Below are 13,858 nucleotides of genomic sequence, written 5' to 3'. Positions count from 1 at the left end.
GGAAATGCGGTTACTTGATGATGGAGACGACTCGATGAGTTTCTGGAATGTGCTCTTCGCGCAAGCGCTTGCGGAAGACCCAGTAGCTCCAGGCCTGGTACGCCAGGACCATTGGCACGCCGAAGGCGGCCACGACGCTCATGAGCTTCAGGGTGTAGGCAGTGCTGGACGCGTTAGCCACGGTCAGGTCGAAGGCCGGGTCGATGGTCGATGGCAGCACTACCGGGTAAGCGGCGGTGAAGATCGCTGCGACCCCGGCGAGCAAGGTGGCGCCCAGGGCGATGAAGGAGAGTCCCTCGCGCCCAGCGCGGCCGCTGGCTATCGAAATGGCCAGGCAGACCGCTGCCAGGCCCAACACCGCCCAGGCGATGGTGGAATCGTTGTCCAGCAGCACCAGCAGGACCCACGCAACTAAGGGCAGGATTGCTAGCGGCAGCCAGCGGCCTACGAGCTTTCCTGCTTCATGGCGGACTTTTCCGTCGGTTTTCAACCGCAGGAATGCCAACGCATGGATCCAGCAGAACGCCACCACTGCTGCGCCGCCGAGGACGGCATGCCAGTTCAGCCACGCGAAGGCCCCTCCGATTCGGTCGCCGTTCTCGTTCAAAGGCAGACCCAAGGTGGTCAATGCCAGCATGGCACCGATACCGAAGGCGGCCACCAGCGATCCGATTCCCAAGGCCAGGTCCCAAGCTTTCCGGGTTGCTGCGGTGATCGCCTTGCCTCGGTACTCAATGGCAACGGCACGGAAAATCAACGCCAGCAGGACAAAGGTCAGCGGAATGTAGAGGGCCGAGAACAGCGAGGCGTACCAGTGCGGAAACGCTGCGAAGGTCGCACCGCCGGCGGTCAGCAGCCATACCTCATTGCCATCCCAGACCGGGCCGATGGTATTGAGCAAGAGCCGTTTGCGCTTCTCGGTGGAACGGCCGAGACCGATGAGCATGCCCACCCCGAGGTCAAAGCCTTCGAGGAAGAGATAGCCGCACCAGAGCAGCGCGATCACAATGAACCAAAGTGTTGGAAGCCAATCCATTGATGTTCTCCTTAGTCCGTGCCGCTAGTAGGCGAAGGCCAGTACGTCGTCGTCATCGTTGTCCGGGTCCGAGGGGCCGTCCGCTGGTGAATGATCTGACGGTTCAAGCTCCGGCATTGCCGATGCCACGCCGCCACGAATGTAGCGGCTGAGCAGCACCAGTTCCACGACCAGCAGCACACCGTAGATTGTCGTGAGCGCGATCAGCGAGAAGAGCAGTTCTCCTGCGCTCACTGTCGGAGAGACCGATGCTGCGGTGTACATGAACACCTGGTCCACGCCACCCATCTGCGGGTTGGGGACTACAGTGAATGGCTGCCGGCCCATTTCGGTGAAAATCCAGCCAGTGGCGTTTGCGCCGAAGGGTGCGGCAATGCCTAGCAGGGCAAGGCGCGAGAGCCATTTGTTTTCTGGGACGGTGCCCTTGCGAGTGATCCATAGCGCAACGCCAGCAGCCAATGCCGAGAGCCCGCCGAGGGTGATCATCAAGCGGAAGCCCCAGTAGGTCACTTCCATCACTGGCAAGTAGTTGATTTCCTGGCCTGCGTACTTGCCGAAGGATTCATCGTTCGGATAGTACTTGCCGTATTTTTCCTGGTATTCCGGAATCAGCGTGTTCACGCCCTTGATTTCGGTGGTGAAATCCCCATTGGCCAGATACGAGAGAATGCCCGGGATTTCGAAGACCGCTACGACGTTGTCGCAGTTGGTTGAACCCTTGGCGGTGATATCTCCCAAGGACAGCACCGAGAAGCCTGTTCCATCGTGGCAAGCTGCCTCCGCAGCAGCCATTTTCATCGGCTGCTGCTCGAACATGAGCTTTGCTTGTTCGTGCCCGCTCAGTGCCACACCGAGGAACGCGACCATTGCTACCGCGGCGCCGATGCGCAGGGACTTGATCCAGACTTGGTAGTCCACCTTGTCACGGCTTTTACCGCGGCTGGGATCTTCGCCCACGACAACATATCCGTTGGCATCCACCGAGTCGATGCCTTCTTTGCGTCGGCGGTAGAGATGGAACCATGAGATGCCCAGCAGGAAGCCGCCGGCAACGGCGAAGGCACCGAAAATAGTGTGCGGGAACGTCACTAGCGCCGTGTTGTTGGTGAACACCGCCCATGCGTCGGTCATCACGGCTCGGCCGTCAACTATTTTCGTTCCAACCGGGTGCTGCATCCATGAGTTCGCAACAAGGATGAAGTAGGCGGAAAAGATCGTTGCCAGGGATGCGCACCAGATGGTTGCCAGGTGCACGCGTTTGGGAAGCTTCTTCCAGCCGAAGATCCAGAGCCCCAGGAATGTAGATTCTACGAAAAAGGCCAGCAGTGCTTCCATGGCCAACGGCGCTCCGAATACGTCCCCTACATAGCGGCTGTATTCGCTCCAAGCCATGCCGAACTGGAACTCTTGGACAATGCCCGTGGCGATGCCCATGATGAAGTTGATCAGGAAAAGCTTGCCCCAGAATTTTGTCATTCGCAGCCAGTGCTCGTTGCCGGTGCGATGCCACATGGTTTGCAGCGTGGCCACGGTCAGGCCTAGTCCAATGGTCAGGGGCACCATCAGGAAGTGGTAGACCGTCGTAATGCCGAATTGCCAGCGGGCAATCTCTAGAGCATCCATGGATTCCTCAACTATCGTGGGATCGAAGTTCAATCACTTTTCTACGTTCCGTAGAAAAGTTCTCCAAGGCCACCATAGACGATTTCGACAGCGTGTAGAAATCGAGACGATAAGCAATTTCAGAAACTGGAAACTTCGCCAGTGCGCACGTGGGCGCAAATACTAAGCCTATTGACAGGGTTGTGTCTACGGTTCTTAAAAAACCCAAGTCAACAAGTTTCACCCGCGACATTCTCGCACCTCATTGCGAAACGGGTAAAGCATGTACTCACCCCTCTCTTTTACATGCCGTAGAAATATTGTGGAAAGATGGCTACAATTAAGAACCCAAGCAGTGTGCTTGCACTCCATGAGTCAAGCAACCGCGTCAAAACTAATGCAAGTGAGGTACGACCTAGTGGCCAGCCTTGGCGATCTGGAACGCTCCGTCATGGATCTTCTGTGGGATTCTGCAGAACCACTCACCGCGAATGACCTTCGTGATGATTTGGCGGCGCTTGGCACCGACGCGAAAGAACTCGCAGTCACTACGGTGCTGACTGTGCTAGCCCGTCTCGAAAAGAAGGGTTTGGTAGAGCGCGAGCGCACTACCCGCCCTCACCGGTACGCAGCTTCATCCTCCCGTGAGGATCACACCGTTGGACTGCTCAACGACGCCCTGGGCACCGCCCAGGACCGTGAAGCAGTCCTGGCACGATTCATCGGAGGCATCTCCCCCGACGAGGCAGCATCCCTGCGTGCTATCTTGGACTCAGTAAAGTCCGCATAATTTAGAAGAACTTCGGGGACTGAGTGCTTCTCACCTCATATTTCCTAGCGGCGTTGGCTATCGCATTGGCGTGGCCGACGCCGTTGGCTTTATCCAAGGCTAAATGGACCGCCCGCTCACCAGTGCAAGCGGTACTCCTTTGGCAAGCCATCGCATTAGGCGGTGGACTTTCCATGATCGGCTCGATGCTTGTCTGGGGCTTGGCCCCATTGGGCGATGACCTCATCTCCGCGCTTCATGGCGGCTGGCTCCTGATAATGGGAGATCCCAGTGTGCCCGACCCCGGCGAAGTGCACCTGTTCGCCTTGAGCGCAGCACTGCTCTTCGGATTTCACCTGGTATTAACCCTCATACGAGCGGCTTGGCGCATCTCTCGCCAACGAGCCAAGCACCGGCATCTGCTGCGCCTCTTGAGCAACCCGTCCCAGACGCGGCCAAATACCCTAGTGATTGATCACGACATGCCTGTTGCATATTGCGTGCCGGGGATTTCGCAATCGGTGACCGTGCTATCGCGCGGATTGCTCACCCAGCTCTCTGCCGAAGAGCAACAGGCGGTTATTGCCCATGAACGCTCCCATTTGGATCAACGGCATGATCTGCTGATCCTGGCATTCACGGCGTGGCACGAAGCATTGCCTTGGCTACCGACTTCACGCCTTGCCCTCGACGCAGTGCGCCAACTGATAGAAATGCTCGCCGACGACAAAGCACTGGAAAAGGTCAATAGGCACACTTTGCTCAAAGCCATTGTCACTGTCGCCACCGCCGCAGCAATGGATGATTCGTCGTCAAAGAATCATTCGTCCAGTGCCGGCCTAGTTGGCATGCCAGATGGTGAAGTCTCCTCCCGCCGGCTGCAACGCTTGCTCTCCCCGCAGGATCCGCTGGGCCGCCCGCAGCGCGCACTAGTGCTCCTGAGCACCATCATGTTGCTGATCTGCCCGACAGTCCTGCTCATCGCACCGCGGTTGCTGGACTGGTAGCACTCTCTTGGCGCAAACAGCGAAGTCCCTGGACCCCGTTAGGGCCAGGGACTTCGCCGTTTGCATTGCTCTAGACGTCGATACGATCTCGTTCAAGATCGTCGGCGCCGTCGATAATGAACTTCTTGCGAGGCGCTACGTCGGAGCCCATCAGCAGATCAAAGACCTCCTCGGCTGCCTGCGCATGCTCGATGCCGACACGGCGCAGCATACGATGACGCAGGTCCATGGTGGTTTCAGCCAGCTGGTCCGCGTCCATTTCGCCTAGGCCCTTATAGCGCTGGATCGGCTCCTTGTAGCGTCGGCCTTCCTTCTCCAAGTTGGCCAGCAGCTTGGTCATTTCCGCCTCAGAGTAGGTGTAGATAACCTCATTCTGCTTCGACCCCGGATTGATCACCTCAATGCGGTGCAGCGGCGGAACCGCTGCATAGACGCGACCGTGCTCGATCATGGGACGCATGTAGCGATAGAACAACGTCAACAGCAATGTCCGAATGTGCGCACCGTCAACATCAGCATCAGTCATCAAGATGATCTTGCCGTATCGGGCTTGCTCAATGTCGAAGCTGCGCCCCGAACCGGCCCCAATCACCTGGATCATCGCTGCGCACTCCGCGTTCGAGAGCATGTCCGAAATCGAGGCTTTTTGCACGTTGAGGATCTTGCCTCGAATTGGCAGCAGCGCCTGGTACTCGCTGGAGCGCGCGAGACGGGCAGTGCCCAATGCGCTGTCGCCCTCGACGATGAACAGTTCAGACTTTCCAACTTCCTTGCTGCGGCAATCGAGCAGTTTGGTTGGCAGCGAAGAAGACTCCAAAGCGGTCTTGCGACGCTGGGTTTCCTTGTGCATACGTGCCGACACGCGAGATTTCATCTCGTTGACGACCTTCTCCAGCAGCGTGGACGCTTCAGCCTTCTCGTTGCGCTTATTGGATCCCAGTCGGTCGTTGAGTGCCTTCTCCAGCACCTTGGAAACAATCTGGCGCACCTGCGGTGTACCCAAAATTTCCTTGGTCTGCCCTTCGAACTGCGGCTCTGCCAGTCGGACGGTCAGCACGGCAGTCATGCCCGCCAGCACGTCGTCCTTCTCCAGCTTGTCCTTCTGGCCGAACTTGAGCTTCCGCGCATTGGCCTCCACGTTCTTGCGGAAGGACTTGAGCATGGCCTGTTCGAAGCCGGCAGTATGCGTACCGCCCTTGGGGGTCGCAATGATATTCACGAAGCTGCGCAGCGAGGTTTCGTAGCCGATTCCCCAACGCACCGCGACGTCAACTTCGCAGACACGCTGCACATCTTCAATATGGCTGCGACCACTGCCATCGATGACCGGAACCTTTTCATGGAACGATCCGCTGCCATGGAAACGCCAGATGTCCGTGACCGGCGAGTCGCTGCTCAGATAGTCGACGAACTCGCTGATGCCGCCATCATGCTGGAACACTTCCTCATGAGGCCCGTCCGCACCCGGGGTATCCGGTAATCCACGTTCATCGCGCAGGGTGATGCGCAACCCAGGAACCAAGAAGGAGGTCTGGCGCGCTCGATCCTGCAAATCCTTATAGGAGAACTTCGCATCCGGGGTGAAGATATGGTTATCCGCCCAGTAGCGAATGCGCGTTCCAGTCACGCCCCGCTTGGCTTTGCCGATAACGCCCGGAGCCGTCGCCGTCTCATGAGCCTTGAAAGAAGCGTCCGCTTTCTTGCGGCCCTTATCGGTAAATTTGCCTGGCTCTCCACGACGGAACTGCAGGCCGTAGGTCTTGCCGCCGCGGTCAACTTCGACGTCCAAACGGGCCGACAAGGCGTTGACGACCGAGGCGCCCACGCCGTGCAGACCGCCCGAAGCACTGTAGGAGCCACCACCGAACTTGCCGCCAGCGTGCAGCTTGGTGAAGACAACTTCCAAACCGCTCAAGCCTGTCTTGGGTTCAACATCGACAGGAATGCCGCGGCCGTCATCCTGGACTTCAACGGAGCCGTCAGAGTGCAAGATGACGTCAATTGCCTGGCCGAAACCGCCCAGCGCTTCGTCAACTGAGTTATCGATGATCTCCCAGAGGCAATGCATCAAGCCACGGGAGTCGGTGGAGCCGATGTACATGCCTGGGCGCTTACGAACCGCTTCCAGGCCTTCCAAGACCGAAAGGTGCCGGGCGCTGTAATTGTCGGATGAAGCCACTGAGCTGTTGTCTCCTACTTGCATGAGAAAGTACGTCTTATTCCATATTCTAATCGTTAATGTGTTCGAATACCCGCTATTTTCCGGTGCTGCCCAGCACGCCGGTCTCCTATGACCTTATCCACATGCGCTACGCGGTGAGCGAAAGAACAGGCAAATCGGGATAAAGTCGGAGCCCAAGCTGGTTGTATAGAGTAACCATCAACTTTAGGAGGCTGGCAATGACTACTACGACCGCTAGTCGTGAACTGAACGCCCTCGACCGGTGCGACCGCTGCGGCGCACAGGCCTACGTGCGAGCCGTGCTGGCTTCGACAGGCGGTGAGTTGCTCTTCTGCGCTCACCATGCCCGCGATGTAGAACCGAAACTGCGTCCGCAGACTTCGGTCTGGCAGGATGAGTCCTCGCGACTCTATGAAAAGCCCAAGGTGGACGCCAACGACTAAACTCGTTGCCAGCCACTAATTCGAGAAGGTGACCCAATTCTGGGTCACCTTCTTCTTGCATTAACGGCAAATAAAAATGTGGCCAGCAGTTCAATGAATGAACTACTGGCCACATCCTCAGATTCTTAGTCTAGGTAATCGCGCAGTACCTGGGAACGCGATGGGTGACGAAGCTTGGACATCGTCTTGGACTCGATCTGGCGAATGCGTTCACGAGTCACACCGTAGACCTTGCCGATTTCATCCAAGGTCTTAGGCTGGCCATCGGTCAGGCCGAAGCGCATGGCCACCACGCCTGCTTCACGCTCTGAGAGCGTGTCGAGCACCGAGTGGAGCTGCTCCTGCAACAAGGTGAACGAAACTGCATCGGCTGGGACTACTGCTTCCGAGTCTTCAATGAGGTCACCGAATTCGGAGTCGCCGTCTTCACCCAATGGGGTGTGCAAGGAAATTGGTTCGCGACCATACTTCTGGACTTCGACAACCTTTTCAGGGGTCATGTCCAATTCCTTGGCCAGCTCTTCTGGGGTTGGTTCGCGGCCCAGGTCCTGGAGCATCTGGCGCTGGACACGTGCCAGCTTGTTGATGACTTCAACCATGTGCACTGGAATACGAATGGTACGTGCCTGGTCAGCCATGGCACGGGTAATTGCCTGGCGGATCCACCAGGTGGCGTAGGTCGAGAACTTGAAGCCCTTGGTGTAGTCGAATTTCTCCACTGCACGGATCAGGCCAAGGTTGCCTTCCTGGATCAGGTCCAGGAACAGCATGCCGCGGCCGGTGTAGCGCTTGGCCAGCGAAACTACGAGGCGAAGGTTGGCTTCCAGCAAGTGGTTCTTGGCGATCTTGCCGTCGTGGATGATCTGCTCATAGTCCCAGCGCAAGCGCTGGTCCATCGAGCCGTCGTCCTTTTCCAACTTGTCAGTTGCGAACAGGCCCGCTTCGATGCGCAGAGCCAAGTCAACTTCCTGCTCAGCGTTCAGCAGCGCGACCTTGCCGATCTGCTTCAGGTAATCCTTGACTGGGTCAGCGGTCGCTCCAGCGACCATGACCTGCTGCTGTGGAGCATCATCGTCACCGGTTGAAAGGGTGAAGCCCTTCGAATCATCGTCAGACTTCGAGTCCTTCGAATCGGTGCCTTGCTCAACATCGTCATCGGCGTCAGCCGACGCTCCGGTTGATTCGTCTTGCACTGCAGTTTCAGCAGCGACCTTTTTAGTCCGAGGCTTGGCCTTGGTAGCGCGCTTCTTCGCTGCAGGGGCGGCTGCCTCGACCTCGGCCGCTTCAACCTCGGCCTCAGTTGCTTTGCGATTAGCGTTCGTCTCAGAAGATGACACGAATAACCTTTCTAACGATGCGTTCCGGATGCACCTGCCGGTAACACCACTATGACCCTGTCAAGTCCGATGGCGTTTAATCATTGACTAAACACCGAGGGCTGGCACATTGATATCAACGCATCAAGCCCGCCTAATGTTCCCGAAATCCGGAGATTTCAAGACATAGGCAATTCGAACCTAACCGGGTCTGTTGTCCCATTATCCATGAATTGCCACCAGGACACCACTTGAGACACTCCGGCTGTTGCTGCTCAACTGAAACTAGCACGCCATGCCCGCAATTGGTCGGTCGCCCATTCTGGCATGATTCCATGGGACATCAGCTTTTGCAGCAGCCTGGCCAGCTCGTAATTCGGGTTTTCCTCGACCGCTCGCCCCAACAGGCACAACGCCATGGATCCCCTGCCTCGCGCCCACTCGATCCACGCAAGAATGCACAGCAGGGCCTGCCGCGCGTTGCCTTCAGCAACGCCGAGCAGGTCTCTGGCGACCAGCCACAACCGGTCAATCCTCTGCCAGTCCGGAGCATGCCAACCACGTCCCAGCAAATAGTTGGTCAACGGCGCGGCGGCAGCTTCGCGATCCCCGCGCATCACGCCGAACAGCACATCCAGTGATGCTTCAAGTCCTTGACCAGCCAGGTACGGAAGAAGGTCACGCACGATTTTCACTTCCAAGGAACCCAGTAGCAATGCGGCATGCTCATGCTCATCGTGAATCCAGGCCCGGGCTTCTGGCTCAGCTAGGTCCATGGTCTGCAGCCACGCTTCCAAGCAGTTGACGACGTTGTGCTGCTGATTCGAGATGATCTTCAGGATCTCAGCAGCCTGCGGCCATTGCGGGATTCCGCTACCGTCCCATGGAATATCCAACGGAGCCGACCCGGCGAAGACCAACGACAAATGCGTTTCGTTCGTTTCCACCGGGCGCACGGGCGTCGGCTCTGCGTAATCATCGGTCGCGTAGTTCCAGACCACACGATCCTGCCGGCACCAGCTGTGACGCAGCAAGACCTTTTTGCTTGTCAGCCCCTGCTCTAGCTGCGCGACCAGATCCGCGTAGGGAATACCGGAGCCGGCCGACGTTCCTTCGGGCGCATAGACCACCAGAACCACCCCTTGGATATGGGGCATTCGTTCTAGCAGACTCAGCAGCTGCGCGGTCCACGTCCCAAGCTCTGCAGCCGTGTTTTCCTCGGGCAGATCAACTCGCAAGGTCGCTTCCAGATGGTCCTCGTCTATCAGCATCAGCACGGCCGAATTCTGAGGATAGAAACCTAGGGCATGGGGCACATACGCCAAGATGTCCTCGCAACTGGACAGCGAGAGAGGGTGGCGTTCCGGTGTAGTTGTCATGGCTCCACGGTGCAACGCTGCGCTTGGCGCATGAGGTCAGAGGCTGCGAGCTGTGGAGAACCTTTCGGATCGCCCCGGTGCGGGCTTACTGCTCGGCGAGGAAGCGGCGTGCCTTGCGGCGTTCAACGACCATGAACACCATACCGAGCAATGCCATGGCGAACTGGACTGACAGGGCCACGCGGAAGGCCTGAAGATTGTAGAGCTCGCCCACCGAGCCGTTGGCCTTATACAGCATGTCCATGATGAATCCGATGACGTAGATCGTGACAAAGGCACCTATGAACCCGCCGGTGTTCACCAGGCCGGTGGCCGTTCCCAGCACCTGCGGCGGGTTGAACGTTCGGGCGAAGTCGAAGCCGATTACGGAGGCCGGGCCACCGGCGGCAATGGCGATCATCAATAGCACCAGAATCCATAGCGGGGCCTGCCCTGGCCAGAATAGGACGACTGCCCACATCACCAGGATTGAGCCGACAATGCCCAGGGCAAAGTTGGAACGCTGGCTGGCATGGCGCGAGGTCAGGGCGCCGAGGATCGGTCCCACCACGATGGAAACGACAACGAACACCGCCATCAAGCCCGATGCCAGCGCACCGTCTATGCCTTGGCCTTCGACAAGGAAAGGATAGCCCCAGGTCATCATGAAGGTGTTGATCATGAATGCCGTGGAGAAGTGGGTCCAGAACCCCAAACGGGTTCCTGGCTGTTTCCAGGCCCGGGCGATCCGCGAGCCGGTCTCCTGCTCCCCCTGGCCGGACCCTTCCCAGGTCCTGCCATTGCGCACGAAAGCGATCGTGGTGATGAAGGTGGCAAAAGCGAAACCGGACATGACCGAGAACGCCGCGGACCAGCCGACGCCCAGCAAGATCATATGGAAAGGAAAGAGGCTGATGAGCTGGCCGAGCTGGCCGAAGGTACCGGTGAGCTGGGTCAGCACCGGGATTCGCGAGCCGGAGAACCATAGGGGCAACAGCTTGAGCACCGATACGAAGACCATCGCATCGCCCATGCCAACCATGACGCGCCCGGCCAACCCCATGGGGACGTTGACTGAAATCGCAAGGAACGCTTGACCTGCGGCCATCAGCAGGGCGCCGCAGGTAATCAGGATGCGCGGACCGAATTTATCCAGCAGCAGCCCTACGGGCACCTGCGCGCCGGCATAGACAACCAGCTGCACGACGGAGAAGGTCGCCAAAATCTGCGCGCTGGCATCAAATCGTTCGGTGGCTTGGATGCCAGCGACGCCGAAGCTGGTGCGCTGCGAAATTGCAGAAATGTAGGCAAGAATTGCGAAGCCGAAGACAACCCACGACTTTGGTGAATTCAGATGGGCCTGGCTCACTGGTCGTGATCACCTGGCAACGGTTCGATGTGACCGTTTTTCAACCAATCTTCAGTGCTCTCAATGGCCGCAAGGAAATGCTCGGCGCTGGCGCCCAATTCCTCGGCATCCGCCATCTGCTCGTCTTCATCCAGCAACAGCGAGCGCGGTTCATGCTCTTTGGCATGCGCATCGAACCGTTCTTCGAATCCGTCGACCATTTGGCGAACATCGCTATTGGTTTCAAGCTGTTCGGCTAGCTGCTGGTCGACCAGTCGACCTGCCTCACGCAGCTTGTCCGTTGGCAAAGCCAGCTTCAGTGCCGCTCCTACGTATTCCAGCGTCGCAACGGCAACGGCCGGGTACTCGGATTCGGCGAGGTAGTGCGGGGTGTGCAGGGAGTATCCCACGACATCACGGCCAGCTTCGCTCAGGCGAATTTCGAGCAGCGAGGCCAGACCTGCTGGCGATTCCACCGTAGGGCTCCACGTCGAGATGTTCTCGATCAGATCCTTGCGGTTTCCATGTGCGGTAACGCCTACCGGGCGGGTATGCGGCACCGGCATCGGCAACGATGCGGTCCCCACAACCAGCGATACGTTGAAGGCTTCAATGAAGGAATGCAGTTCCGCGATCACGCGTTCCCACTTCAAGTCGGGTTCTACACCGGTGAGGAACCAGAACTTGCGGTCCATCTCATCGGTCATCAGGTAGATCTCCATGCGTGGAGCCTGGTATCCAGCGAAGTGGTCACCCAGGAAAGAGACCCGCGGGCGCTGGGAGGTGTAGGCGATCAGCTCATCGGCGTCGAAAGTGGCGAAGAGCTCCGAGTCGAGGCGTCCGAAAAGCTCGTTGGAGACCTGCGAATGGTTATGCCCGGCATCGCTGATGCTCTTCAGCGAGACGAACATGCCAAGACCTTGAAGGCGCGAGTCATCCAAGTCGTCTGCGACCAGCGTCATCAACGATTCCTTGGACATTTTCTCCTCATTCAGGGTCGGCATCCGGCAAAGCGGGAGCGGCAACCATCGGCTGGGACTGCACTTCAAGTACAGATCAATGGTCCATCTTATCGCTACTTGGCTTTCGCTCGCTGTGAAGTAACGCACGATGACGCGGAACCTCGGATAACCTTGGGGTAGGAGACGCACAGCCCGCCGGCATGACCTGTTCCGGAAAACCACAGGGGCTGTCGCGACCTTAGACCCTACAAAGGCATAGAAGGAATGATTTTGTGATCAACTCCAGTGATCTCACTTTGAGCGCCATTGGCGCCGACATCAAGCGCAAGAGCGCTGACACCCTCATCCTGGGTGTACTCAAGAACGGCGAAAAGGTGTCCATCGCGGCATCCCCATTCACCGCCGAAACCACCACTTCCCTGGAGCAGTCGCTTTCAGCTTTGGGCGTTGCCGGGAAGGCCGACGAAATCACCGCGCTGCCAGGCGTAGACGGTGCCAAGACCAAGACCTTGCAGTTCATCGGCCTGGGCGTTGACGAGCTAGCTGATCTGACCGAGGAGAAGCTGCGCCGTGCCGCCGGTTCGGCTGCCCGCCAGCTGAGCAACGCCAAGAGCGCCATTTTCGCCCTGCCTGCTGACAGCGTGGAGCGCGTGGCCGCCATCGCAGAAGGCATCGCGCTGGGCAGCTACCGCTACGAGAACCACCGTTCGAAGAAGAGCGAGAAGCCGGTACTGGCCGAAGCCCAGATCGTCACCTCGGTAGCGACGTCCAAGGACCTGCCAGCAGTACTCAAGCGCGCTGCCATCCTGGGCCGCGCAGTACGCGGCACCCGCGATCTGATCAACGCCCCAGCCAACGTGCTGTACCCGGAGTCCTTCGCCGCAGCAGTGAAGGACCACTCCAAGTCCCTGCCGCTGAAGGTCACCATTTTCGACGAGAAGCGCCTTGCCAAGGACGGCTTCGGCGGCCTGATCGGTGTTGGCGGCGGTTCGGTTCGCCAGCCGCGCATGGTCAAGATCGAATACGCGCCGTCGAAGGCCGCCAAGCACATCGCCTTGATCGGCAAGGGCATTACCTTCGACACCGGTGGCACCTCGCTGAAGCCTGCTGCCGGCATGCACGCCATGAAGTCCGACATGTCCGGTGCCGCCGCGGTTTTCCAGACCGTTGCCGCAGTCGCCGAGCTTGGCCTGAATGTCAAGGTCACTGCCTGGCTGTGCCTGGCAGAAAACATGCCTGGCGGCGCCTCGACCCGTCCGGGCGATGTGCTGACCATGTTCGGCGGCAAGACCGTTGAAGTGCTCAATACCGACGCCGAAGGCCGCTTGGTCATGGCCGATGGCCTGGCAGCTGCCAGCTTGGAGAAGCCGGATGTCATGATCGACATCGCTACGCTGACCGGCGCCCAGATGCTGGCCCTGGGCCTGCGCACCGCAGGTGTCATGGGCGACAAGCAGGTCGCCAGCGACTTGGTTGCCGTCTCGGACAAGGTGGGCGAATTGGCTTGGGCCATGCCGCTTCCGGAGGAGCTGCGCCCGTCCATCGAGTCGCAGGTTGCCGATCTGGCGAACATCGGTGAGCGCATGGGCGGCATGATGACTGCCGCCGTGTTCCTCGAAGAGTTTGTCGGTGAAGTGGACGGCAAGAAGATCCCTTGGGCCCACATCGACTTCGCTGGTCCTGCGTTCAACGAAGGCAGCGCCTGGGGCTACACTCCGAAGAACGGCACCGGCTCCCAGGTACGCACCCTGGTTGCCTACGCAGAGCAGCTCGCTGCAGCAAACTAGCCGCAGCAACGCAGGACTAATGGCAGTTCCTGTGTCCTGGAACTCATC

At 58.7% G+C, this 13,858-nt stretch carries 11 protein-coding genes; 4 read left to right on the top strand and 7 right to left on the bottom strand.

Features of this window, described 5'->3' with window-relative positions:
* Positions 1 to 10 precede the first annotated feature (10 nt).
* Positions 11 to 1,036, bottom strand: a complete 1,026-nt coding sequence (cydB, locus tag AC1Z36_RS09840) for a cytochrome d ubiquinol oxidase subunit II (protein WP_483561237.1) — start codon at positions 1,034 to 1,036, stop codon at positions 11 to 13.
* A gap of 24 nt (positions 1,037 to 1,060) precedes the next feature.
* Positions 1,061 to 2,659: a cytochrome ubiquinol oxidase subunit I gene (locus AC1Z36_RS09835; RefSeq protein WP_105656765.1), complete on the bottom strand. Its 1,599-nt coding sequence runs from the start codon at positions 2,657 to 2,659 to the stop codon at positions 1,061 to 1,063.
* 397 nt (positions 2,660 to 3,056) lie between these two features.
* On the opposite strand from AC1Z36_RS09835, the gene AC1Z36_RS09830 reads away from it, so the two are divergent.
* Positions 3,057 to 3,428, top strand: coding sequence for a BlaI/MecI/CopY family transcriptional regulator (locus AC1Z36_RS09830; RefSeq protein WP_066144398.1), 372 nt, complete (start codon positions 3,057 to 3,059; stop codon positions 3,426 to 3,428).
* A gap of 23 nt (positions 3,429 to 3,451) precedes the next feature.
* Complete coding sequence (locus AC1Z36_RS09825) at positions 3,452 to 4,414, top strand: M56 family metallopeptidase (RefSeq protein WP_105656766.1); 963 nt, start codon at positions 3,452 to 3,454, stop codon at positions 4,412 to 4,414.
* 70 nt (positions 4,415 to 4,484) lie between these two features.
* On the opposite strand, the gene AC1Z36_RS09820 is transcribed toward AC1Z36_RS09825, so the two are convergent.
* Positions 4,485 to 6,593, bottom strand: coding sequence for a DNA gyrase/topoisomerase IV subunit B (locus AC1Z36_RS09820; RefSeq protein WP_105656859.1), 2,109 nt, complete (start codon positions 6,591 to 6,593; stop codon positions 4,485 to 4,487).
* A gap of 221 nt (positions 6,594 to 6,814) precedes the next feature.
* Here AC1Z36_RS09820 and AC1Z36_RS09815 point away from each other — a divergent pair, with 221 nt between their 5' ends.
* Positions 6,815 to 7,039 carry a DUF7455 domain-containing protein gene (locus AC1Z36_RS09815; protein WP_105656767.1) on the top strand — a complete coding sequence of 75 codons (225 nt, stop codon included), beginning with the start codon at positions 6,815 to 6,817 and terminating at the stop codon, positions 7,037 to 7,039.
* A gap of 125 nt (positions 7,040 to 7,164) precedes the next feature.
* Here the strand turns inward: AC1Z36_RS09815 and AC1Z36_RS09810 are convergent, their stop codons facing one another.
* The 4 genes from AC1Z36_RS09810 to AC1Z36_RS09795 form a co-directional block, all read right to left on the bottom strand.
* Positions 7,165 to 8,376 (bottom strand): RNA polymerase sigma factor, encoded by a 1,212-nt coding sequence (locus tag AC1Z36_RS09810; RefSeq protein ID WP_105656768.1) that lies wholly within the window; start codon positions 8,374 to 8,376, stop codon positions 7,165 to 7,167.
* 254 nt (positions 8,377 to 8,630) lie between these two features.
* The gene (locus AC1Z36_RS09805; RefSeq protein ID WP_105656769.1) at positions 8,631 to 9,734 is read right to left on the bottom strand and encodes a DUF4192 family protein; all 1,104 of its coding nucleotides are present in this window, start codon (positions 9,732 to 9,734) and stop codon (positions 8,631 to 8,633) included.
* An 85-nt stretch (positions 9,735 to 9,819) separates the two neighbouring features.
* Positions 9,820 to 11,082, bottom strand: a complete 1,263-nt coding sequence (locus AC1Z36_RS09800) for an MFS transporter (RefSeq protein ID WP_105656770.1) — start codon at positions 11,080 to 11,082, stop codon at positions 9,820 to 9,822.
* The gene (locus AC1Z36_RS09795; protein ID WP_105656771.1) at positions 11,079 to 12,041 is read right to left on the bottom strand and encodes a proteasome assembly chaperone family protein; all 963 of its coding nucleotides are present in this window, start codon (positions 12,039 to 12,041) and stop codon (positions 11,079 to 11,081) included. Before AC1Z36_RS09795 ends, AC1Z36_RS09800 begins: the two co-directional genes overlap by 4 nt.
* 254 nt (positions 12,042 to 12,295) lie before the next feature.
* Between AC1Z36_RS09795 and AC1Z36_RS09790 the strand changes: the two genes are divergently transcribed.
* Entirely contained in the window at positions 12,296 to 13,810 is a 1,515-nt protein-coding gene (locus AC1Z36_RS09790) for a leucyl aminopeptidase (protein WP_105656772.1), read from the top strand.
* The last annotated feature ends 48 nt before the right edge of the window (positions 13,811 to 13,858 follow it).

It is taken from the genome of Glutamicibacter sp. BS14 (assembly GCF_056934375.1).
This window is presented reverse-complemented; position numbering and strand designations above follow the sequence as displayed.